Annotated in this window: 20 protein-coding genes; 9 read left to right on the top strand and 11 right to left on the bottom strand. The window is 72.5% G+C overall.

The window, feature by feature from the left end; genetic code table 11:
• The first annotated feature begins 25 nt into the window (after positions 1-25).
• Entirely contained in the window at positions 26-487 is a 462-nt protein-coding gene (locus ACFCXS_RS16615; protein ID WP_376644043.1) for a universal stress protein, read from the top strand.
• Between the two features lie 78 nt (positions 488-565).
• Here the strand turns inward: ACFCXS_RS16615 and ACFCXS_RS16610 are convergent, their stop codons facing one another.
• Positions 566-1,717: a CapA family protein gene (locus ACFCXS_RS16610; RefSeq protein ID WP_376644041.1), complete on the bottom strand. Its 1,152-nt coding sequence runs from the start codon at positions 1,715-1,717 to the stop codon at positions 566-568.
• 222 nt (positions 1,718-1,939) lie between these two features.
• Between ACFCXS_RS16610 and ACFCXS_RS16605 the strand changes: the two genes are divergently transcribed.
• The 4 genes from ACFCXS_RS16605 (at position 1,940) to ACFCXS_RS16590 (ending at position 5,244) form a co-directional block, all read left to right on the top strand.
• Positions 1,940-2,485 carry a sigma-70 family RNA polymerase sigma factor gene (locus ACFCXS_RS16605; protein WP_376644039.1) on the top strand — a complete coding sequence of 182 codons (546 nt, stop codon included), beginning with the start codon at positions 1,940-1,942 and terminating at the stop codon, positions 2,483-2,485.
• A gap of 152 nt (positions 2,486-2,637) precedes the next feature.
• Complete coding sequence (locus tag ACFCXS_RS16600) at positions 2,638-3,150, top strand: hypothetical protein (protein ID WP_376644037.1); 513 nt, start codon at positions 2,638-2,640, stop codon at positions 3,148-3,150.
• 150 nt (positions 3,151-3,300) lie between these two features.
• Entirely contained in the window at positions 3,301-3,954 is a 654-nt protein-coding gene (locus tag ACFCXS_RS16595) for a zf-HC2 domain-containing protein (protein WP_376644035.1), read from the top strand.
• 111 nt (positions 3,955-4,065) lie between these two features.
• Entirely contained in the window at positions 4,066-5,244 is a 1,179-nt protein-coding gene (locus ACFCXS_RS16590; RefSeq protein ID WP_376644033.1) for a PP2C family protein-serine/threonine phosphatase, read from the top strand.
• Positions 5,245-5,262: 18 nt separating this feature from the next.
• Here the strand turns inward: ACFCXS_RS16590 and ACFCXS_RS16585 are convergent, their stop codons facing one another.
• Together ACFCXS_RS16585 and ACFCXS_RS16580 are read right to left on the bottom strand one after the other, a co-directional pair.
• Positions 5,263-6,126 carry an Fpg/Nei family DNA glycosylase gene (locus ACFCXS_RS16585; protein WP_376644031.1) on the bottom strand — a complete coding sequence of 288 codons (864 nt, stop codon included), beginning with the start codon at positions 6,124-6,126 and terminating at the stop codon, positions 5,263-5,265.
• A 22-nt stretch (positions 6,127-6,148) separates the two neighbouring features.
• Positions 6,149-8,248, bottom strand: coding sequence for a SpoIIE family protein phosphatase (locus ACFCXS_RS16580; protein WP_376644029.1), 2,100 nt, complete (start codon positions 8,246-8,248; stop codon positions 6,149-6,151).
• 295 nt (positions 8,249-8,543) lie between these two features.
• On the opposite strand from ACFCXS_RS16580, the gene ACFCXS_RS16575 reads away from it, so the two are divergent.
• Positions 8,544-9,965: a lipase maturation factor family protein gene (locus ACFCXS_RS16575; protein ID WP_376644027.1), complete on the top strand. Its 1,422-nt coding sequence runs from the start codon at positions 8,544-8,546 to the stop codon at positions 9,963-9,965.
• 32 nt (positions 9,966-9,997) lie between these two features.
• Here ACFCXS_RS16575 and ACFCXS_RS16570 read toward each other — a convergent pair whose 3' ends face one another.
• Entirely contained in the window at positions 9,998-10,471 is a 474-nt protein-coding gene (locus tag ACFCXS_RS16570) for a carboxymuconolactone decarboxylase family protein (RefSeq protein WP_376644025.1), read from the bottom strand.
• Between the two features lie 245 nt (positions 10,472-10,716).
• Between ACFCXS_RS16570 and ACFCXS_RS16565 the strand changes: the two genes are divergently transcribed.
• Entirely contained in the window at positions 10,717-12,060 is a 1,344-nt protein-coding gene (locus tag ACFCXS_RS16565; RefSeq protein ID WP_376644023.1) for an amidase, read from the top strand.
• 207 nt (positions 12,061-12,267) lie between these two features.
• On the top strand, positions 12,268-12,687 hold the full coding sequence (locus ACFCXS_RS16560) for a VOC family protein (protein WP_376644022.1): 420 nt from the start codon (positions 12,268-12,270) through the stop codon (positions 12,685-12,687).
• 22 nt (positions 12,688-12,709) lie between these two features.
• On the opposite strand, the gene ACFCXS_RS16555 is transcribed toward ACFCXS_RS16560, so the two are convergent.
• Both ACFCXS_RS16555 and ACFCXS_RS16550 read right to left on the bottom strand, forming a co-directional pair.
• Positions 12,710-13,192 (bottom strand): GNAT family N-acetyltransferase, encoded by a 483-nt coding sequence (locus tag ACFCXS_RS16555; RefSeq protein ID WP_376644020.1) that lies wholly within the window; start codon positions 13,190-13,192, stop codon positions 12,710-12,712.
• Positions 13,193-13,248: 56 nt separating this feature from the next.
• Complete coding sequence (locus ACFCXS_RS16550) at positions 13,249-13,422, bottom strand: hypothetical protein (protein WP_167526749.1); 174 nt, start codon at positions 13,420-13,422, stop codon at positions 13,249-13,251.
• A 456-nt stretch (positions 13,423-13,878) separates the two neighbouring features.
• Here ACFCXS_RS16550 and ACFCXS_RS16545 point away from each other — a divergent pair, with 456 nt between their 5' ends.
• The gene (locus tag ACFCXS_RS16545) at positions 13,879-14,328 is read left to right on the top strand and encodes a hypothetical protein (RefSeq protein ID WP_376644018.1); all 450 of its coding nucleotides are present in this window, start codon (positions 13,879-13,881) and stop codon (positions 14,326-14,328) included.
• A 66-nt stretch (positions 14,329-14,394) separates the two neighbouring features.
• Here ACFCXS_RS16545 and ACFCXS_RS16540 read toward each other — a convergent pair whose 3' ends face one another.
• The 5 genes from ACFCXS_RS16540 to ACFCXS_RS16520 all read right to left on the bottom strand — a co-directional run bounded on the left by ACFCXS_RS16540 (position 14,395) and on the right by ACFCXS_RS16520 (position 20,871).
• Positions 14,395-15,897 (bottom strand): SDR family NAD(P)-dependent oxidoreductase, encoded by a 1,503-nt coding sequence (locus ACFCXS_RS16540; RefSeq protein ID WP_376644016.1) that lies wholly within the window; start codon positions 15,895-15,897, stop codon positions 14,395-14,397.
• Between the two features lie 104 nt (positions 15,898-16,001).
• Complete coding sequence (locus ACFCXS_RS16535; protein WP_376644015.1) at positions 16,002-17,345, bottom strand: wax ester/triacylglycerol synthase family O-acyltransferase; 1,344 nt, start codon at positions 17,343-17,345, stop codon at positions 16,002-16,004.
• A gap of 325 nt (positions 17,346-17,670) precedes the next feature.
• On the bottom strand, positions 17,671-18,891 hold the full coding sequence (gene glgC, locus ACFCXS_RS16530; RefSeq protein ID WP_376644013.1) for a glucose-1-phosphate adenylyltransferase: 1,221 nt from the start codon (positions 18,889-18,891) through the stop codon (positions 17,671-17,673).
• 51 nt (positions 18,892-18,942) lie between these two features.
• A complete protein-coding gene (glgA, locus tag ACFCXS_RS16525; RefSeq protein ID WP_376644011.1) occupies positions 18,943-20,094 on the bottom strand; it encodes a glycogen synthase in 1,152 nt (383 codons plus the stop codon).
• 39 nt (positions 20,095-20,133) lie between these two features.
• On the bottom strand, positions 20,134-20,871 hold the full coding sequence (locus ACFCXS_RS16520) for a (2Fe-2S)-binding protein (RefSeq protein ID WP_376644009.1): 738 nt from the start codon (positions 20,869-20,871) through the stop codon (positions 20,134-20,136).
• Positions 20,872-20,973 lie beyond the last annotated feature (102 nt).

The raw sequence follows: 20,973 nt of genomic DNA, 5'->3' as shown, positions 1-20,973 counted from the left end.
TGGGGGTTCCGATAGCCTCGCGGCTGTGACGGAACAGCACTCCCATCAGTTCGAGCGGGGCACGGACGGGCCGAAGGTGATCGTGGCCGGGGTGGACGGCTCCGACTCCTCCTTGCGGGCCGCGGCCTACGCGGCCGGCCTGGCCCGGCGGCAGCACGCGCTGCTCGCCGTGGTGTACGTGCAGCCCGTGCTGGCGGCGGGTGCGGCGCTGGGGGCGCCGGTGGCCGGGACGACGGACGAGATCGCCGAGGACCTGGTGGCGCAGATCCGGGACGCGGCCGAGCGGCTCAAGGGGGCCTTCGAGGTCCGCTGGGAGTTCCACACGTTCCGCGGCGACCCGTACAACGGCCTCGTGACGGCCGCCGACGAACTCAAGGCGGACGCGGTGGTCGTGGGTGCCTCGGAGCAGGCGGGCCACCGTATCGTCGGCTCGGTGGCGATACGCCTGGTGAAGGCGGGGCGGTGGCCGGTGACGGTGGTGCCGTAGGCGCTGCGGCACCCGCGACGCCGGCCCGCTTCGGCACCCATGACGCCGGCCAGCTTCGGCACCCGTGACGTCGGCCCGCTACTCCCCCATCACCAGTCCGTCCTCGGCCGCGCCCCGGCTGAGGACGACGTCGCGGATGCGGTCGCGGACGGCTCGGACGTCGGCGCCCTGGGCGAGTGCCCGGTTGAGGTTCACGACCCGGCCGGCGTCGACGTCGAAGAGCTGGGGGACGAACTCCGCCTTCGTCACCTTCCAGCGCTCTCCCGGCCGTGCGGGCGGGGCGAAGGTGAAGCGGCCGAGGGTGGACTGGTTGCCGCGCGGATCCTTGGCGCCCTGGTGGTTGGTCATCTCGCCGGCGATCTGGTCGCCCATGCCGTAGATCACCCAGGTGCCGTTGACCTTCTCGTAGGCCTGCGGGACGTGCGCGTGGGTACCGAGGATCAGGTCGATGTCGGGGCGGCCACCGGTGCGCGAGGCGGTGAGGCTCCCGGCCAGGGTCAGCTGCCGGTCGTCGGGGGCGTCCTGCCATTCGGTGCCCCAGTGCAGCGAGACCACGACCACGTCGGCGCCGGCCCGGCGCGCGGCCCGGGCGTCCTCGACGATCCTCGCCTCGTCGGTGAGGTTGACGGCCCAGGGCTGCCCGTCCGGGAACGGCAGGCCGTTGGTGTCGTAGGTGTAGGCGAGGTGGGCGACCTTGGCCGGGCCCGCCTCGAGGACCGTCACCGTGCGGGCCTCCTCCTCGGTGCGTGCCGAGCCCGCGTGCCGGACGCCCGCCCGGTCGAGGGCGTCGAGGGTGCGGTGGATACCGTCCGCGCCGTCGTCCAGGGTGTGGTTGGAGGCGGTGGAGCAGCCGTCGTAGCCGGTTTCGGCCAGGGCCCGGGCCACCTCGGGCGGGGACTTGAAGGTGGGGTAGCCGGTGTAGACGCCGTTCGCGCCGTAGACGGTCTCCATGTGGCACAGGGCGATGTCGGCGCGGGAGACGACGGAGCGGATCCCGGCGAGCATCGGGCGGAAGTCGTAGCCGGTGCCGCCGGCGTCGAAGCGGGCCCGGTCGATGATCGTGGTGTGCGGGAGGACGTCACCGGAGGCGACCAGTGTGAACCCGCGTCCCCCGGCGGCCGGTGCCGGGCGTCCGCGGTGGGACTCGTCGTGGCCGCGGGCCTGGCAGGCGGCGCCTGCGGCCAGGACGACGGTCAGGGCCAGGGCGATCTGTCGACTGCGCGTGAGCATGCATTCACCCCACTGTGGGCGTTGTGGTCATATTTACGCACCATCAGGAAAGAAGGCTCCTGGTGTCCCACACGTCTCCGACACGCTCATCAGCCCGTCCGGCACCCACATGGCCGGGTGCCGCGACCGTTCGTCGAACCGTTCGTCGACGCGATCGACCGTCCGTCGCACAGCCGGGTACGTGCCCTGTGCCCGGGCCACGCCCTGCGGTGGCATACGGCCATGACGGCCGGATCCACTCTCACGAACGGAACGACCGCCGAGCACGAGCTCGCCGCACTGCAGCGCGAGCACGGCCGGCCCCTCTTCGCGCTGCTGCTGCGGCTCTGCGACGGTGACCGGCAGCGCGCCGAGGACCTGGCCCAGGAGACGCTGGTGCGCGCCTGGCAGCACCCGGAGGCCCTGCGCGCCGACGACTTCGACTCGGTGCGGCCCTGGCTGATGACCGTCGCGCGGCGCCTCGCGATCGACGCCCGGCGGGCCCGCCAGGCCCGTCCGCCCGAGGTCGGCGACGCGGTGCTGGAGAACGCGCGGGTCATCTCCGACCACGCCGAGCGGGCGGCGGCGATGCTGGACGTCCGCGAGGCTGTGAAGACACTCACTCCGCAGCACCGTGAAGTCCTGGTGCTCGTGTACTTCCAGGGGGCGAGTGTGGCGGAAGCCGCGACGGCCCTCGGGATTCCGCCCGGTACCGTGAAGTCCCGCGCGTACTACGCGCTGCGCGCCCTGCGCAGGGTGCTCCCGGGGTACGCCGCCGACCTGCGATGAAACCAATGGGTCGGTCAAGCCTCCGTAAAGCGCCTTGCCGATGACCCCGGTTGAGTAATCGGCTGTTCCCATCCGTGTTCCGGAGGGGGCCGTCAGCGCCCCCGGGGCCCGGTGTCGGGCGACGCGCACGTACCGGAGGAAGGCAGGAAGGGATGCTGGACGAAGAGCAGGGGAGCACGGACGGTTCCGACGGCGAACTGACCGTCCCCATGGCGTGGTTGTACGCCGAGTACATCGCCGACGAGCTGCTGCGGACCGGCGATCTGATGCCGCCGACGTCCTTCGAGTTCCGTGCCGGGCGGGATGCCCTGGCGCTGACCGTCTTCCTGTCCGACACCGACGGGGAGCTGTCCGGCATCCGGGTCGTCACGCAGCTGGAGACGTGGCTGTCGCTGACGGCGTACGACCAGCCGTGGCAGGAGTGGGTGCGCGAACGGCTGGCCGAGCTCGCCGCCGGCGCCGCGACCTCGGGCCGGCCCGCGCCGGACCTGGACCTCGCGGAGGAGGCCTGGCGCTGGCTGCAGGAGACGGAACTGCTCGCGCCCGATCTGAACGCGGTCCCGGGCGGCGCTCCGGTGGTCGGGGAGGACGAGGGACCGAAGGTCTGGACGCCCGCCTGGCAGCTCGGACTGCCGCTGGGACACCTCGCGATCCATCTTTTTTGATTTCTGCGGCCCCGGACCAATCCGGGAGCCGGAGGGCTCCGAATCCTTTGGTTGCGATTGTGTCACCGGCTTGAGTGATTCAGCTGCCTGGTCCGTACCGGTGGGAGCAAGGAGTAACCCCACCCGCACCCAACGGCACGAGGATTCGGCATGAGGTCCCTGGAGAGGCATCGCGACGTCGCGGCCTACGCGCTCGGCGTGCTGGACGAGGCGGAGGCCTTCCGCTTCGAGGACCACCTCATGGAGTGCCCTCGGTGCGCTGCAGAGGTGACGGAATTCGGCCCGACCACACGGCAGTTGATGCTGTACCGGCGGTCGACACCACGGTTCGTGCACCCCATGGCCCAGCCCGGGCCGCGCATGCTGGACGGGTTGCTGGCCGAGGTGGCGACCCGGCACCGGGCCGGGCGCAGACGCCTGCTGTTCGCCCTGGCCGCCTCGGTCGTCTTCGCGGCGTCGGTCCCCGGCATCGCGATGATGGCCGAGGGCAGCGCCGAGGAGCAGCCCCGGACCGTCGCGGCGACCGACACGCGGACGGGGGTGTGGGCGCAGGTCACCACGGGGGACGAGGCCTCGGGCAGCCAGGTCGAGCTGAAGGTCAGGGACGGCGCGGGCCCGCGCGCCTGCCACCTGGTGATCATCGGCCACGACGGCACCGAGGAGACCGCGACCAGCTGGCACGGACCGGGCCACGACGACCCCAACACGATGATGGCCAGCTCCTCCCTGCACCCGGAGGACATCGCCCGCTACGAGATCCGCTCGGCGGCCGGCGAGGTCCTGTGGAGGATCCAGCCGAGCTGACCATCCGTCCGCCCCTGCCGCCGAGCGCCGGGCACCGGCCGGTGTGAGACTGCTGGACGACGCACCCGGAAGTCCGCCCGGGCGCCCACGGTCCCGCTGAGGGGAGACGAGGTGACGGCAGAGCCCGGGGACGGCCGGCTGGAGGAGTTCCTCGCCGACCCGGAGAACGCGACCCTGGACCTTCCCACCGCGGCGGCCCGCTGCACCAAGGCCCTCGGGCTGCAGAGCTCCGTCGTCTACCTCTCCGACATCCAGCAACGCCGGCTGGTACCGCTCACCGACGTGGCCTCCCCACTGCTCGTCGACGGCTCCCTCGCGGGCTGGACCTACCGCACCCAGTCCCTGCGCGTGGCGGTGTCCGACACAGGCGGCATGACCGCCTGGATCCCGCTCGTGGACGGCGCCGAACGCCTCGGCGTCATCGCCGTGAACTCCCCCGCGCTGACACCCGACGTGCTGCGCCGCGGCCGCGCCCTGGCCACGCTGCTCGCCATGATGATCACGTCGGCGCGGGCGTACCAGGACTCCTTCGTACGGCGTCTGCGCACCCGGCCCATGCGCCTGCCCGCCGAGATGCTGCGGGCCTTCCTCCCGCCCCGGACGATCGGCACCTCACACGTCGTGTCGACGGCCGTGCTGGAGCCGGCCTACGAACTCGGCGGCGACGCGTTCGACCACTCCCTGACGGAGACGACCCTGCACGTAGCGGTCCTCGACGCCATGGGGCACAACCTGGCGTCCGGGCTCACCACGGCGGTGTCGCTGGCCGCGTGCCGCAACGCCCGGCGCACCGGGGCGGATCTGCCCGAGCTGGTGGAGAGCGTCGACGACGCGCTGTCGCAGTGGCTCCCGGACCAGTTCTGCACCGGTGTCCTGGCCCAGCTGGACCTGGCGTCGGGGATGCTGCGGTGGGTCAACTGCGGGCACCCCACCCCGCTGCTCATCCGCGACCGGCGGCCGCTGGTCGACGCCATGCGGCGCGATCCGGACCTGCCGATGGGGATGCCGTCCCTGCTGAGCGAGCGGCGGCGGGAGACGCACGAGATCGCGTTGAAGCCAGGCGACCGGGTGCTGATGTACACCGACGGGGTCACGGAGGCCAGGGCCGTCGACGGCGCGGAGTTCGGGCTCGAACAGTTCGCCGACTACATCATCGGGGCGACGGCCGCGGGCGAGCTGCCGTCCGAGACGCTGCGACGGCTCATCCACTCCATCCTCGACTCGCCGACGAGCCGGCTGCGGGACGACGCGACCATCCTGATGTTCGAGTGGTCACCGCCGTCCCGGTAGCCGCGAGAGCGGGCCGGGTCACTTCAGCAGCCGGGACATCCTGCGGTCCGCCAGCGGCTTGCCGCCCGTCTGGCAGGCCGGGCAGTACTGGAGCGAGGAGTCGCTGAAGGACACCTCACGGATGGTGTCGCCGCACACCGGGCAGGGCCGGCCGGTGCGGCCGTGGACGCGCAGCCCGCTCTTCTTCTCGGCCTTGAGCCGCCCGGCCGCCACGCCCCGGGAGCGCTCGACCGCCCCCGTGAGCGTGTCGCGCAGGGCCGCGTACAGCCGCCCGGTCTCCTCCTCGCTCAGGGACCCCGCCGGTTTGAAGGGCGACATCTTCGCCACGTGCAGGATCTCGTCGCTGTAGGCGTTGCCGACGCCCGCGATCAGACCCTGGTCGCGCAACGCGCCCTTGAGCCGGCGCCGTTCACCGGCCAGGAGTTCCGCGAGGCGCCGCTCGTCGAAGTCGTCGGCGAGCGGGTCGGGGCCGAGCCGGGCGACTCCCGGGACCTCCTGCGGGTCGCCCACGACGTACACCGCGAGCCGCTTCTGGGTACCGGCCTCGGTCAGGTCGAACCCGGCGCCGGTCTCCAGGGCCACGCGCAGCGCGAGGGGGCCCTTGCCCGGGCGGGGCGGGCCGTCGGGGAGGCGGTCCTTCCAGTGCAGCCAGCCGGCCCGGGCCAGGTGCGTCACGAGGTGCGGGCCGCCGGCGGTCGCGAGGCCGAGGAACTTGCCGTACCGGCGTACGGCGGTGACCTCCTGGCCCTCCAGCGCGGACAGGGGAGGTTCGTACGTCTTCAGGACGCTGATCGCGACGGGCAGCACCCGGACGATCTCGTGGCCGACGAGGTGCTCGGTCAGGAAGTCCTTGAGCGCCTCGACCTCGGGGAGTTCCGGCATGAGTCCAGAGTGCCACGCCGGGTCAGCCGGAGCCGGGCACCACGAACTCGCACCACACGGCCTTGCCGCCGCCCCGGGCCTCCACGCCCCACACGTCGGTGAGCAGCTCGACCAGGAGCAGGCCCCGCCCGGAGACGCCCGACTCGCCCGCCTCGCGCCGGCGCGGCAGGGCGCTGGAGGGGTCCGCGACCTCGACGCGCAGCCGGCGCTCGGAGCCCGCGAAGGCCCGCAGGGTGACGACCGCGGAGCCCTCGGTGTGCATCAGGGCGTTGGTGATCAGCTCGTCGGCGACCAGTTCGATCTCGTCGGCGCGCTCGCCCGCTCCCCACGCTGCGACCGCGGTGCGGATCATGTGCCGGGTCTCGGCGAGGGCAGCGGGGTCGCCGGGGGCCACGCGCCGTTGGAGCGGGCGGCCGGACTGCGGGCCCTCGGGGCCGCGCCGGCGCAGCAGGAGCAGCGCCACGTCGTCGTCGCCGCCGCGCTCGGCGGCCACGTCGATGAGCCGCTCGGCGAGGTCCCGTACGTCGTCGGGGCCGGTGGCGACGAGCGCGCTCAGGGTGCGCATGCCGTCGTCGAGATCGGCCCCCGGCTGCTCCACCAGACCGTCGGTGCACAGCAGCAGGGTGTCGCCGGGGTCGAGCTCCATGGTGGTCACGGGGTACTCCAGACGGCCGAACTCGGCGGACAGGCCGAGCGGCAGCCCGCCGGGTACGGGGACGCGGCGGCAGAAGCCGTCGGGGTGCCGCACCAGCGGGTCGATGTGGCCGGCCCGGACCATCTGGAGCACGCCGGTGGCCAGGTCGGCCTCGGCGTAGAGGCAGGTCGCGGAGCGGTCGGTGTCGAGTTCGTGCAGGAAGACGGAGGCCCTGGCCATGACGGTGGCCGGGGGGTGCCCCTCGGCGGCGTAGGCGCGCAGCACGATGCGCAACTGTCCCATGACGGCGGCGGCGTGCGTGTCGTGCCCCTGGACGTCGCCGATGACGGCGCCGACCCGGCCGCCGGGCAGCGGGATCAGGTCGTACCAGTCGCCGCCGATGTCCCGGCCGACGGAGCCGCCGACGGAGCCGCCGATGGTGGCGGCGCGGTAGCGCACGGCGACGTCGGCGCCGGGCACGCTCGGGATGGTCCGGGGCAGCATGGCCTGCTGGAGGCCCTGCGCGAGGTCCATCTCCTGTTCGTAGAACATGGCCCGCTGCAGGCTCTGCGCGATGCTGCTGCCGAGGGCGACGAGGATGTTCCGCTCTTCGGAGGTGAAGCCGTACCGGTCGCTGTAGAGCAGGCCCATCGCGCCGATCGGGCGGGCCTGGACGATGAGCGGCAGGTAGGCGGCCGAGGTGATGTCGAGGTCGGTGATGTGCGGCCACAGGATCGGGTAGCGCTCGGCGAATTCCTCCGGTGACTCGATGAAGCACGGGCCGAGGGTCCGAACGGCCTCGCTCATCGGGTAGGGCTCGTCGATCCGGGTGACGCGGGTGCCGGGCACGAAGCTGTCCGCGGGGCCCTCGGCGACCAGGCGGATGCGGCCGGCCTCGACCAGGCCCATGACGAGGCTGGTGGCGCCCAGGTGGACCAGGCCGTGGGTGTCCTTGAGGACGTCGATGACGTCCTGGACGGTGCGGGCGTGGGCGAGGGCGGCCGTGGTGAGCTCGACGACGCTGGTCTGCTGCCGGCGGGCCTCGTCCTGGGCGGCCTGGTCGCGGCGGGCGTCGATCTCGCCGAGTTCCTGGGTGGCGTCCCGGATGATGCCGATGATGCGGCGGGGGCGGCCGGTGTCGTCGCGCCGGATGTAGCCCTGGGTGTGGGTCCAGCGCAGGCTGCCGTCGCGGCGGCGGATGCGGAAGTAGGCGCCGTAGTTCTCGCTGCCGTCCTTCAGCGCCTGGGAGACCGCGGTGTCCAGGCGGCGGGACTCGTCGGGCGGGACGCGCTTGGCGAGGGTCCCGGGGTGGTCGTCGTACTCGTCGGAGCGCACGTCGAAGACCTCGTGGGCCTGGGCGTCCATCTGCATCAGGCCGGTGTCCAGATCCCAGTCGAAGCTGCCCATCCGGTTGAGCGCGAGGATCGGGTCCGGGTGGGCGGGCCAGTCGTCCGGGAAGGACAGGGCGCTCGCTCCCCGATCAACCATGGGCCCACCTTGCCAGGATTCGTCCGATTCTTCGACCGATGCGCCGAGTCTACGAGCCGCCGCTCCGGATCGGTGCCCGGTTGCCCAAGTCGCCCAAGGGGCCGCCGGGGGTGCGGCCGGCGGCCCCGGACGTCATCCGGCTCCGCCGGGCGGATCACGGCCGTCCGGTACGGTGCCGGGCCCGGCACTATTGTGTGCTTCGGTCACTTCGGTCACGCAACCGCAGCGACGGGACACCGGGCGTGACGGCCGGGCGACCGGGCCCGGCGCCGCACGGGAAGGAGGCCCCACGGCCGTGGAGTGGTTCGCCGCATCCGACTACTGGCTGACCCGGCTGGTCTTCCAGCGGGCACTGGCGGCCATGTATCTGGTGGCGTTCCTGACGGCGGCACTCCAGTTCCGCCCGCTGATCGGCCGGCGCGGCATGCTGCCGGTGCCGCGGTTCGTCGAGCGGGTGCCGTTCGGGCGGGCGCCGAGCCTGTTCCAGTGGCACTACTCGGACCGCTTCTTCGCGCTCTGCGCCTGGGCGGGCTGCGCGGTGTCGGCGACCCTGCTGGCCGGGCTCGACTCGCTGTTGCCGTTGTGGGGCGGCATGCTGCTGTGGCTGGTGCCGTGGGCGCTGTACCTGTCGATCGTCAACGTCGGGCAGACCTGGTACGCGTTCGGCTGGGAGTCGCTGCTGCTGGAGGTCGGGTTCCTCGCGGTGTTCCTCGGCAACGACGAGGTGGCGCCGCCGGTCGCCGTGCTGTTCCTGCTGCGGTGGATCCTGTTCCGGGTGGAGTTCGGCGCGGGTCTGATCAAGATGCGCGGCGACGCCTGCTGGCGCAACCTCACCTGCCTGGACCACCACCACGAGACCCAGCCGATGCCGGGCCCGCTGAGCTGGTTCTTCCACCATCTGCCGGGGCCGCTGCACCGCGTCGAGGTGGCGGCGAACCACGTCACCCAGCTCGTGGTGCCGTGCCTGCTGTTCACCCCGCAGCCCGTCGCGACGGCTGCCGCGTCGCTGATGATCGTCACCCAGCTGTGGCTGGTGCTGTCGGGCAACTTCTCCTGGCTGAACTGGATCACGATCGTGCTGGCGCTGTCGGCGGTGCGGTTCCCGGCCGATCCGCCGGAGGTGCCCGACGCCCCGCTGTGGTATGTCGTCGTGGTGCTCGCGGTGTCGGCGCTGCTGCTGGGGCTCGGTTACCGGCCGGTCCGCAACATGGTCTCCCGGCGCCAGGTCATGAACCGTTCCTTCGACCCGCTCCATCTGGTCAACACCTACGGGGCGTTCGGCAGTGTGAGCCGGGTGCGGTACGAGGTGGTGGTGGAGGGCACCGCGGACGACGTGCCGCACCCGGACTCGGGCTGGCGGGAGTACGAGTTCAAGGGCAAGCCGGGCGATCCGCGGCGCTGGCCGCGCCAGTTCGCGCCCTACCATCTGCGGCTCGACTGGCTGATGTGGTTCGCGGCCCTCTCCCCCGCCTACGCGGACCCCTGGTTCGGGACTCTGGTCGAGCGGCTGCTGGAGAACGACCGCGCCACCCTGAAGCTGCTGCGCCGCTCCCCGTTCCCGCCGGACGAACCCCCTCGGTACGTGCGCGCCCGCCTGTTCCGCTACCGCTACACGACGTGGCGCGAGCTGCGGGAGACGGGCGCCTGCTGGGAGCGGACGTACGTACGGGAGTACTTGCCGCCGACGCGGCTGGCGGGGCCGGGGCGGAGGCCGTAGCCACCTCCCTGCCCGGCCCCGGCGCTGCGCGGTTACGCGAACCGGCCGGGCTCGTAGTCGCCCGCGGGCTGCTCGAGCATGACGTTCAGCCGGTTCGCGGTGTTCATGAAGGCGATCAGGGTCACCAGCGCCATGAGCTGTTCCTCGTCGTAGTGCTCGGCGGCCCGCCGCCACACGGCGTCCGGCACGCCGCCGGCTCCGTCCGCGATCCTGGTTCCCTGCTCGGCCAGCTCCAGCGCGGCCCGCTCGGCCTCGGTGAAGACGGTGGCCTCCCGCCACGCCGCGACGAGATGGAGACGTACGGAGCTCTCGCCCGCGGCGGTGGCCTCCTTGGTGTGCATGTCGACGCAGACCGCGCATCCGTTGATCTGGCTCGTGCGGAGCGAGACCAGTTCCCGGGTGGTGGCGGGCAGCGGCGACTGAACCACCAGCTGCCCCAGGGAGTAGAACTGCTTGACGACCTTGCTCGCGCTCGGGATGGCGAAGACGTCCAGTCGTGCGCTCATGGTGAGCTCCTCTGCCGTTTGTCGGTGCGTACACCCCTATGAGCCGGCGGCTCGGCACGATGTGACATGGGTGCACGTGACCTGCGCCACAAGGACCCGGTGCGCCCCTCGGTGAGTCGCCCCTGTCCCGTGGTGCGCCGGGGAACAGGACCGTTTCGCGGCCTCGACGCACGGCCGTCGGCGGGTGCACAGTTCTCCCTACGTACTCGTCAGTAAGTCCGCCCTCTCCCCTCCGAGGAGCCGCTGTGACCACGTGGGCCGGCCGCACCGCCGCCGAGATATCCGCCGCCGTACGCGAGAAGCGGGTGACGCCCCGCGAGGTGGTCGCCGAGCACCTCGCCCGGATCGAGCGGCTCGACGGCCGGGTCGGCGCCTTCCGCGCGGTGCGCGCCGAGGCGGCCATGGCCGAGGCCGACGAGGTGGCGGCGCGCGGCGACTTCGCCGAACTGCCGCTGGCCGGGGTGCCGGTGGCCGTCAAGGACAACCTCGCCGTGCGCGGTGAGTCCCGGCGCATCGGCTCGGCCGCGACGCCGGAGACGCCGAGCGCGCGGGACCATGTGACGGTGGCCCGGCTGCGGGCGGCGGGCGCGGTGGTCGTGGGGGTGACGAACGTCCCCGAACTGTGTGTCTTCGGCACGACGGACGGTGTGCTGGGCATCGCCCGCAACCCCTGGGACCCCAGCCGCTCGGCGGGCGGTTCGTCGGGCGGCAGCGCCGCGGCCGTGTCCGCCGGGATGGTGCCGATCGCCCTCGGCAACGACGGGATGGGCTCCCTGCGCATACCGGCCGCCAACTGCGGCCTCGTCACCATCAAGCCGGGGCAGGGGGTGGTGCCGACCGGCGAAGGGGACAGCACCTGGTTCGGCATGGCGGAGAACGGGCCGCTCGCCACGACCGTCGAGGACGCCCGTCTGATGTTCTCGGTCCTCGCCGGTGTCGAGCCGGGCCCGGTGCCCGCGCCCGGCGCCCTGCGGATCGCCGTGTCGCTGCGCAGCCCGCTGGCCGGCGTCACCATCAGCCGTCCGTACGCGGCGGCCGCCCGGGACGCGGCGGGGCTGCTGATGAGGGCGGGACATCAGGTCCGGCGCGCCGACCCGCCCTACCCGATGTCGCTCGCCACGACCTCCCTGACCCACTGGACGGCGGGCACCGCCGCGGACGCCCGGCCGCTGGACCCCCGGCTGCTGACGCGACGCACCCGCGTGCACTCCCGGCTCGGCCGGCCCTTCCTGGGCACCGCGAGCTCCGGAGCGAGCCGCGAGCGGCTGCGCCGGCGGCTGGAGCCGTTCTTCGACGAGCACGACGTGCTGCTCACGCCCGCGCTCGCCCGCCGCTCCCCGAAGGCCGGGCCCTGGCACGAGCGCGGCTGGCTGAGCAACGTGCTGGCGAACACGAACCACTCGCCCCTGACGCCCGCGTGGAACCTGACCGGCTGGCCCGCCATGTCCGTCCCCTGCGGCACCCTTCCCTCGGGTGCCCCGTGCGCCGTGCAACTCGTGGGCCGCCCCGGCACGGAGCACCGACTCCTGGCTCTGGCCGAGCAGTTGGAGGAGCGAAACCCGTGGCAGCGTACGGCGCCGATGGACTAGGGTCGGCCGGGTGACTGCCGGGTCGGCCGTAGGCCATGCACGAGTGAGGCGCCCGGCCTCGGAGTGAGCACGGCGGGGGTGACCCCGCCCGGGCCCGCCCGGGAGCCGGAGAGGGCACGCGCCCCTCCTCCCGTCTTCGTGTCCTCGTCCCCGCGCCCCTGTACGGCGCTTCCGCACGGATCCCGAGACTCGGAGAAGAACCCACGCATGTCCCACACCCCGCACGCCACCGCATCGCCGACCACGGTCGCACGCCTCGACCACACCGCCGTCTACGCATCCGACCGCCGGCTGTCCGCGCAGTTCCTGGCGGCCGTCCTGGGGCTGGAGGTCGGCGCCCCCTTCGGCCCGTTCCTGCCCGTCGACCTGGGCAACGGCGTGACCCTCGACTACTACGAGAAGACCGACGAGCCGATCCAGTCGCAGCACTACGCGTTCCTCGTGCCCGAGGAGCGGTTCGACGGCATGATCGACCGCCTGGAGGCGCTCGGCGTCACCTACTACGCCGACCCGAACCACACCCGGCCCGGCCGGGTCAACGACCTCTTCGGCGGTCGCGGCGCCTACTTCGACGACCCCGACGGCCACAACATGGAGATCATGACCCGGCCGTACGCCCGGCCCTGAGAGCCACGGACTCCCGACCGCCCTACAACGCCCGGTACATGATGTGCAGCCCCACCCGGCCCTGCCGGGGGTGGTCGAACGCGTCGGGCACCGTGCCGAGGATCGTGAAGCCGAGGGAGGTCCACAGCGACACGGCCGGGTTGGTCTCGACGACGGCGTTGAACACCATGCCCCGGTAGCCGGCGGCCCGGGCTTCGGCCAGGAGGTGTCCGGCGAGGGCCCGGCCGTGACCCCGGCCACCCTGGTCGGGGTCGACCATGAAGCCGGCGTTGGCGATACGGGCGGCGGGGCCACCGTAGTTGGGGGTGAGGTAGGCGGAGGCGACGACGGCACCGCTGTCGTCCTCGACGACGTAGACGCGCTTCGCCGGGTTCATCCACAGGACCCGGGCCGCCTTCTCGGAGGTGCCCGGGTCCCATGCGTAGGTCTCGCCCGCGGCGACGATGCGGTGCCAGAACGGCCAGATGCGAGGCCAGTCGTCAGCCGTTGCTTCCCTGATCAGCATGGTCGCGAGTCTGGCACGGCCATGCGCTCGGAGGTCGCGGAGGGGTGCGCCCGATGTCAGTCGACGCTGGGCAGGATGTGGGGCTCTGCGAGGTCGTCCTCGTAGCCCGCGAGGCGGATCGGGGCCGAACGGGCCCACACGTCGAGGCTGCCGAGCTCGTCGGCCCGTCGGCCGGCGCGCTCGCCGCGTTCCTTGGGGCGCTGATCGCGATTCGTCTTCTCCGGTGTCACCGCGCACTCCTTATGTGTCGGTCACCCTAGGGACGTACGCGCCGGTCCTGCTGCGCCTGACGCCCGCTCGGGCCTCTATGTCAAATGCAGTTCGGACGCGGTGGCGCCGGTCGACTCACGGGAGAGCAGGCCGTGGTGAACCGGCTGGTCCCATGACGGACCGTGGGTGTGGGTAGGACCCCGTGCTGCTGTCCGTCCGCATCAGACTAACCAAATGAGCAGGGCCCCGCTCGATGGGGCTGAAAACAACCGGTAACGATCGCGCGTCATCCCGCGTTCAACTCCGGTTTACGTACCGATTCGTAGATGTAAGAGCGTTTTGTGAATCACTCGAACGGCGTACATCGACGACGGCGTTTTTCGGACGGTGCGCAGTTCAGGTGCCGTTGGCCGAGTCGAAAGCTCGCCATGTTCTGCTGCCGTACGGCAACGGCCGTCCCGCGGGAGGACTGACGCATGGAGCTGCGCAGCGTCGAGGAGCTGATGGATCTGCTGTACGCCTGCCGGGGCACCTGGGACGCTCCGGACCCCGCCCGCCCGTCGGCCGACCTGCACGACCACGCGCTGCGGACCGCGGCACTGCTGCGTCGCGGACGCCCGGCCGACAAGGAGCTCCAGGTCGCGGGCCTTGTCCAGCCCCTGGGCGAGCTGCTGTGGCCCGGCGACCCCGCCGGGCGCGCGGACCACACGGCCGAAGCGGTACGCGCCCTGCTGGGTGAGCGGGTGGCCCGCCTCGTGCGTCGCCGCCCCCGCCGGGACGTCCCGGCCGACGACGACCTCCTCACCCTCCGCCAGGCATCCGAGGAGGGCCGCTCGGCCCGCTTCGACGCCGGGGTGCTGGAGGACTGGCGCACGGTTCTGGAACTGCTGGCTGCCCGCAACTCCCGTCTGGGAGCGGTGGACTGACGGGCCGTCGGCACAGGTGCGCCCCGAGGGCATGACCGGCTCGAGGGCGCGGGCGGCCGGCCCCGCCTACCACTTGCCCGGCGCGTAGTCCTTCATGAAGACGCCGTACAGGTCCTCGCCCGACTCGCCCCGCACGATCGGGTCGTAGACCCGGGCCGCACCGTCGACCAGGTCGAGCGGCGCGTGGAACCCGGCCTCGGCGAGCCGCAGCTTGTCGTAGTGCGGCCGCTCGTCCGTGATCCAGCCCGTGTCGACCGAGGTCATCAGGATCCCGTCGGTCTGGAACATCTCCTGTCCGCTGGTCCGGGTCACCATGTTCATCGCGGCCTTCGCGGCGTTGGTGTTCGGATGCCCGGCGCCCTTGTAGCCGCGGCCGAAGACACCCTCCATCGCGGACACGTTCACCACGTACGCGCGCCCGCTCTCCGCCTTCTTCGCGGCCTCGGCCATGGCCGGCCGCAACGCGCTGATCAGGATGAACGGCGCCGTGTAGTTGCACAGCTGCGTCTCCAGCAGCTCGACGGGCGAGATCTGCTCGATCGTCTGCACCCACGTGTTGGAGTCGACCACGTCGGGCACGAGGCCACCCGCGTCGATCGCCGTGCCGTCCAGGTGCCGCTCGACGCTGGCGTTGCCAGCGACCAGGGCGAGGTCGGCGACCTTCTGGGCGTCGAGGCCGCTGGTCCCCAGCGGCAGCGCGGCGATGCCGTCGACCGCGCCGGAGTCGAAGGCGCCGATGACGTGGTGGGCGGGCAGTTCACCGGCGGGCAGCGGGGCGTTCTCGCCCTCGACCAGCGCGGCGTAGGCGGAGGGCAGGCGGCGCACGGTCTGCGTCGCGTTGTTGACGAGGATGTCGAGCGGGCCCGCCTCGGCGACCTGCTCCGCGAGGGCCACGGCCTGCGCCGGGTCGCGCAGGTCGATCCCGACGACCTCCAGGCGGTGCATCCAGTCCGCGGAGTCGTCCATGGCCTTGAAACGGCGGATGGCGTCCTTGGGGAAGCGGGTGGTGATCGTGGTGTGCGCACCGTCGCGCAGCAGCCGCAGCGCGATGTACATGCCGATCTTGGCCCGGCCGCCGGTGAGCAGGGCCCGCTTGCCGGTGAGGTCCGCGCGGACGTCGCGCTTCTCGCGGTTCACGCGGGCGCAGTCCGGACAGAGCTGGTGGTAGAAGTAGTCGACTTCCACGTACCGGGTCTTGCAGGTGTAGCAGGAACGGGGGCGCTGGAGTATGCCCGCGACCCGGCCCTCCTCGGTGGCCGACGACGGCAGGAGACCCTCGGTCTCGTCGTCGATGCGCTGGGCGGAGCCAGTCGCCGTGGCCTCCGTGACCGCCTTGTCGTGGGCGGTCTTGGCGGCCCGGCGCTCCTGGCGGCGGCGCTGCTTGACCGTGCGGTAGACCCCGGCGGTGGCCCGGCGTACCGCGATGGCGTCCGGGTGGTCGACCTCCAGCTTGTCGAGTTCCTCGAGCACGCCGAGGCAGACGGCGAGGCGCTCCGGGTCGATGCCGGGTCCGTACGAGGGCCCGCCGGCCTCGTCCATGGCCTGCGGGCCGTCCTGTGTCACCGTCATCGCCGCTGTCGTTCCCTGCTCTGCCGTTCGCGGCGCGCCGGTCGCGCCCGCTTTCGAAGGGCGAATTTTACTTCAGCGCCGGGCCGCACCGCCAAATCACCCGATCACGACCGGCAGGCCTTGATCAGCGCCGCCACCTCCTTGGAGACGGCGGTGGCGAACAGGTCGAGGTCGGGGACGGCCTCGGCGTCGGCGACGAGGCCGTAGTGGACACTCCCGCGGTACGTGGAGACCGCGACCGCCAGGGAGTGGCCGGGGGCGAGCGGGGCGAAGGGGAAGAGGGCGGTGAGGGGGTGGCCGCCGAGCTTCAGGCCCAGGCTGGGCAGGGGCACGCTGGTGACCAGGAGGTCGAACCAGAGCCGGGCCGCCTGGCCGACCAGGGGCCCGCCGAGCCGGTGGGCGAGGGCGGGGACGTGGTCGGCGAGCAGGGCGACGGCGCCCGCGCCCCGGTTGGGGCCGGCGTCCTTGTTGCGATCCATGGCGTCCCGGACCGAGGCCAGGCGGGCCAGCGGGTCCGGGTCGTCGACCGGAAGCCGTATCAAGTACCCGGAGAGCCGGTTGCCCTGCGGGTACGCGGTGCGCGGGCGGCGCTTGGAGACGGGGATCAGCGCGCGGGGGGTCACGCCCTCGCTGCCGTCGCCGCGCTCGTCGAGCCAGCGGCGCAGGGCGCCCGCGACCACCGCGATGAGGACGTCGTTGACGGTGCCGCCGACGGTCTTGCGGACGCGGTGGACGTCGTCGAGGTCGAGCACCACCCCGGCGGTGCGGCGGGTGCCGCTGGGCTCGCAGGTGAGCGCGGGGGTCGAGCGCACGTCGAGGGAGGAGCGCGCGACGGCGGCGCCGATGTCCAGGGCGCGGCTCACGTCGGACAGGGCCCCGCGCATCATCGCGGGCAGATCGCGCACGTCCGGCACGAGAGCGCGCGGGGTCGCGGCGGGGCGGGGACGGGGCGGGGGCATGTCCATGGGGTCCATGACGCCCGCGGCGAGGGTCAGCGCCCGCAGCCCGTCGGCCAGGGCGTGGTGGAACTTGAACAGCACGGCGAAGCAGACGCCGTCCTCGCCCGGCAGCACATGGGCCTCCCAGGGCGGGCGGTCGCGCTCCAGGGGGCGCCCCATGAGCCGGCCCGCCACCGCGTGGAAGTCGGCGGTGGGGGCGTGCAGCCGTACGTGGTTCAGGGGGTCGAAGTCCGGGTCCGCCTCACGGGCCGCGCCTCCGAAGGCGAGCGGCCGGCGCAGGGCGGAGGGCAGCGGCTGCCACACGTCGCGGATGCGCATCCGCAGTCCGGGGACACCGGCGGCCCGGGCCGCGAGCAGGTCCGCCGCATGGGCACCCGCGGCGGGCGAGTGGGCCGAGAAGATCCCGAGCGCACCGAGGTGCATCGGGTGCTCGGCGGACTCGAGGTTCCAGAACGCCAGGTCGAGAGGAGCGAGCAGATCAGCAGTCAAGGGCTTGCCTCGCGTCGACGACGGGTGGGTCAGCAGTCAACCGCCCCCAGCCGATTACGGTCAAGTACGATCAGGCTACGTACAGTTAACAGCAGATTAAGTCCCACCCCGGCGGAAGGGGCGGGACTTATGGTGCATGTGCCGTCAGTTCAGCACAGGTTGCGTCGCCGGGCACTCCGTGGGAGTCACCCGGGAGGCGTCACGGATCGACGCGATGCGCCGAAGGTCACTGCCCAGTGGGCCGACGGTGCCGAGGCGCCCGTCGGTCTTCTCTTCGGTCTCGCCACACCGGTCATGTCAGGACAAAGCACCCGGCCGCCCCGTGTCAGGTGACCAACTGCCCCTTGCCGAGAGCGATGACCCCGCCCTTGGACACGGTGTACAGCTCCGCGTCCCGCTCGGGGTTGACACCGATCGTCGCGCCGGGCGGCACCTCGACGTTCTTGTCGAGGACGGCGCCGCGCACCACCGCGCCCCGGCCGATGTGCACGTTGTCGTGCAGCACCGAGCCCTGCACCACGGCCCCCGGGTCGACCACCACACCGGGCGACAGCACGGACCGCGTGACCTGCCCGCGCACCAGGCAGCCGGCGCTGATGATGGACTCGCTGGCGATGCCGCCCGCGTTGAAGCGGGCCGGCGAGAGCTGGTACGAGTGCGTGTAGATGGGCCAGCTGCGGTTGTACAGGTTGAAGGCGGGGCGCTCGGCGATCAGGTCCATGTGGGCCTCGTAGTAGGCGTCCAGCGTCCCGACGTCGCGCCAGTAGCCCTGGTCGCGGGTGGTCTCGCCGGGCACGTGGTTGGCGCTGAAGTCGTACAGCGCCGCCTCGCCCCGGTCGGTGAGCTGGGGCAGGATCGAGCCGCCCATGTCGTGCACGGACGACTCGTCCTCCGCGTCCCGCTTGAGCGCCTCGATGAGGGCCTTGGTGGTGAAGATGTAGTTGCCCATCGAGGCGAAGACGCAGGTCGGGTCGTCCGCGAGACCCGGCGGGTCGGTCGGCTTCTCCAGGAACCGGTCCACCGTCCGGCCGTCCGAGCCCGGCGTGATCACCCCGAAGGACGAGGACTCGGTGCGCGGCACCCGGATGCCCGCGACCGTCACGCCCGCGCCGCTCTCGATGTGCTGGGCGAGCATCTGGCGCGGGTCCATGCGGTAGACGTGGTCGGCGCCGAAGACGGCGACGTACTCGGGCTGCTCGTCGTAGACGAGGTTCAGCGACTGCAGGATCGCGTCGGCGCTGCCCAGGTACCAGCGCGGGCCGAGGCGCTGCTGGGCCGGCACGGGCGTGACGTAGTTGCCCAGCAGGTTGGACATCCGCCAGGTGGTCGTGATGTGCCGGTCGAGCGAATGCGACTTGTACTGCGTCAGGACGCAGATGCGCAGGATGTCGCCGTTGACGAGGTTGGACAGGACGAAGTCGACCAGGCGGTACGTGCCGCCGAAGGTCACCGCCGGTTTGGCACGGTCCGCGGTCAGGGGCATCAGCCGTTTGCCCTCGCCGCCCGCCAGCACGATCCCCAGGACCGAAGGACCACCACCTCGCATGGCCGCTCCCCTCACGCCGATTTCCCGATGCCTGCCCCTGAGCAGTACCCGCTAAGCCTGTTTGACGATCTCCTCGTAGAGCCGGACCGTGCGGCGGGCCACCGCGTCCCAGCCGAACTCGCCGACCGCGCGCTCCCGCCCGGCCTCGCCCATCCGCCGGGCCGCCTCCGGATCCCCCAGAACCGTGTCCATGGCCCGGGCGAGAGCCGACTCGAAGTCGTCGCCGGCCGGGACGAGCAGGCCGGTGGTGCCGTCGTCCACGACCTCGGGGATGCCGCCGACCGCCGAGGCCACCACCGGTGTGCCGCAGGCCATCGCCTCCAGGTTCACGATGCCGAGCGGCTCGTACACCGACGGGCAGACGAAGAGGGCGGCGTGCGTGAGGAGCTGGATCACCTCCGGGCGCGGCAGCATCTTCGGGATCCAGAACACCCCGTCGCGGACTCCGCTCAGCTCCCCGAACAGCTCGCGGAACTCCTGGTCGATCTCCGGCGTGTCCGGGGCGCCCGCGCACAGGACGACCTGCGCGGCCGGGTCGATGTCGCGCACCGCCCGCAGCAGGTGGGGCACGCCCTTCTGGCGGGTGATCCGGCCGACGAACAGCACGTACGGGCGGGAGCGGTCGAGGCCGATCCGGTCCAGGGCGTCCGTGCCGGGGTCGGGCCGGTAGAGCGTGGTGTCGATGCCGTTGTGCACGACGTGGACCCGCTCCGGTTCCAGCGCCGGGTAGCAGCCGAGGATGTCCTCGCGCATGGCGCCCGACACGGCGATCACCGCGTCCGCGGCCTCGATCGCGGTGCGCTCCGCCCAGCTGGACAGTTCGTAGCCGCCGCCGAGCTGCTCGGCCTTCCAGGGGCGCAGCGGCTCCAGGGAGTGCGCGGTCATCACGTGCGGAATGCCGTACAGCATCTTCGCGAGGTGGCCGCCGAGGTTGGCGTACCAGGTGTGGGAATGGACCAGCTCGCGGCCCTCCAGGGCGGCTGCCATGGCGAGGTCCACGGAGAAGGTGCGCAGCGCGTCGTTGGCGCCGTCGAGCGCCGACCAGGGCCGGTGCCGCCGCACACCGTCGGCGCGCCCCTCGCCCCAGCAGTGCACGTCCAGGTCGACGAGCGGCCTGAGCTCACGGGCGAGGAACTCCACATGGACACCTGCGCCGCCGTACACGTCCGGCGGGTACTCCCGGGTCAGCAGTCCGACTCGCACCCGCAACTCCCTGCTCTCAGCGGTCGTTCCCTTTCATGGTCACCCAGATGGGGCGCGTGGGGAAGAGCGGGGCGGTCGTGGGAAGCAACAGTCACCGCAGACGCCCCCTCCGGGGACCCGGTAGTAGAGGCAGCAGCTGCGGCGCCGGAAGGCGGTGCCGGTGAGGGTCCCGGCGCCGGTGAGCAGGGAGTGCCCGAGGAGTTCCGCGGCCAGGGAGCGGGCCCGGGCGGCGACGTCCGTACGGCCGTGCCGCCGGGCCCAGCGCTCCAGTTCCCGGGCGGCGCCGGCCAGCGCGGAGGCCGCGTTGCCCCGCAGCAGGCCGGGGGCGAGCCCGTGCCGGGCGCGCAGGGCCGCCGCCAGGGGGACGAGATGGCCCTCCAGCACGACCTCCGCGACGGTCGGCGCGTCACCGGGAAGAGGTGTCACGCCCGAGAGCCACAGGTCGTCGGGGGCACTGCCGTCGGCGTCCCAGTGCAGCAGCCGGGCGTCCAGGTCGGGAACGCGGCCGTACAGCGCGGCGCAGCCGAGGGCGATCGACCAGAGCCGGGCGGCGAGGCCCAGATGGGTCACGGACGCGGCGACACGCAGCTCCGGGGCACGCAGGGCGGTCGCGACCTTCCGCACGCGAAAAATCAGGGGATTTAGGGATACATCTGGTGCCGTTGTGGCATACGCCTGTGCGAGAGTGGGAAGGGACCCGGCCGGTGCTCCTTCCGTGCGCAGCACGAAGAAGCCGGCGAGCGGGCGGAGCGCGGCGAGGTCGGGGTCAAGGTCCACGCAGCAGTAGTACCAAGACCCCTCAGGGACGCGACCCGGTGGCCCCCGACCGGACTCGCCCACCCTGGGGATGACGGTGCTCCCCTCGTACTCCATCGGCAG

Origin of the sequence: Streptomyces sp. NPDC056373 (assembly GCF_042262425.1) — a bacterium.
GTDB lineage: Bacteria > Actinomycetota > Actinomycetes > Streptomycetales > Streptomycetaceae > Streptomyces.
The sequence above is the reverse complement of the archived record's forward strand: the minus strand, read 5'-3'. Positions and strand labels throughout refer to the sequence as shown.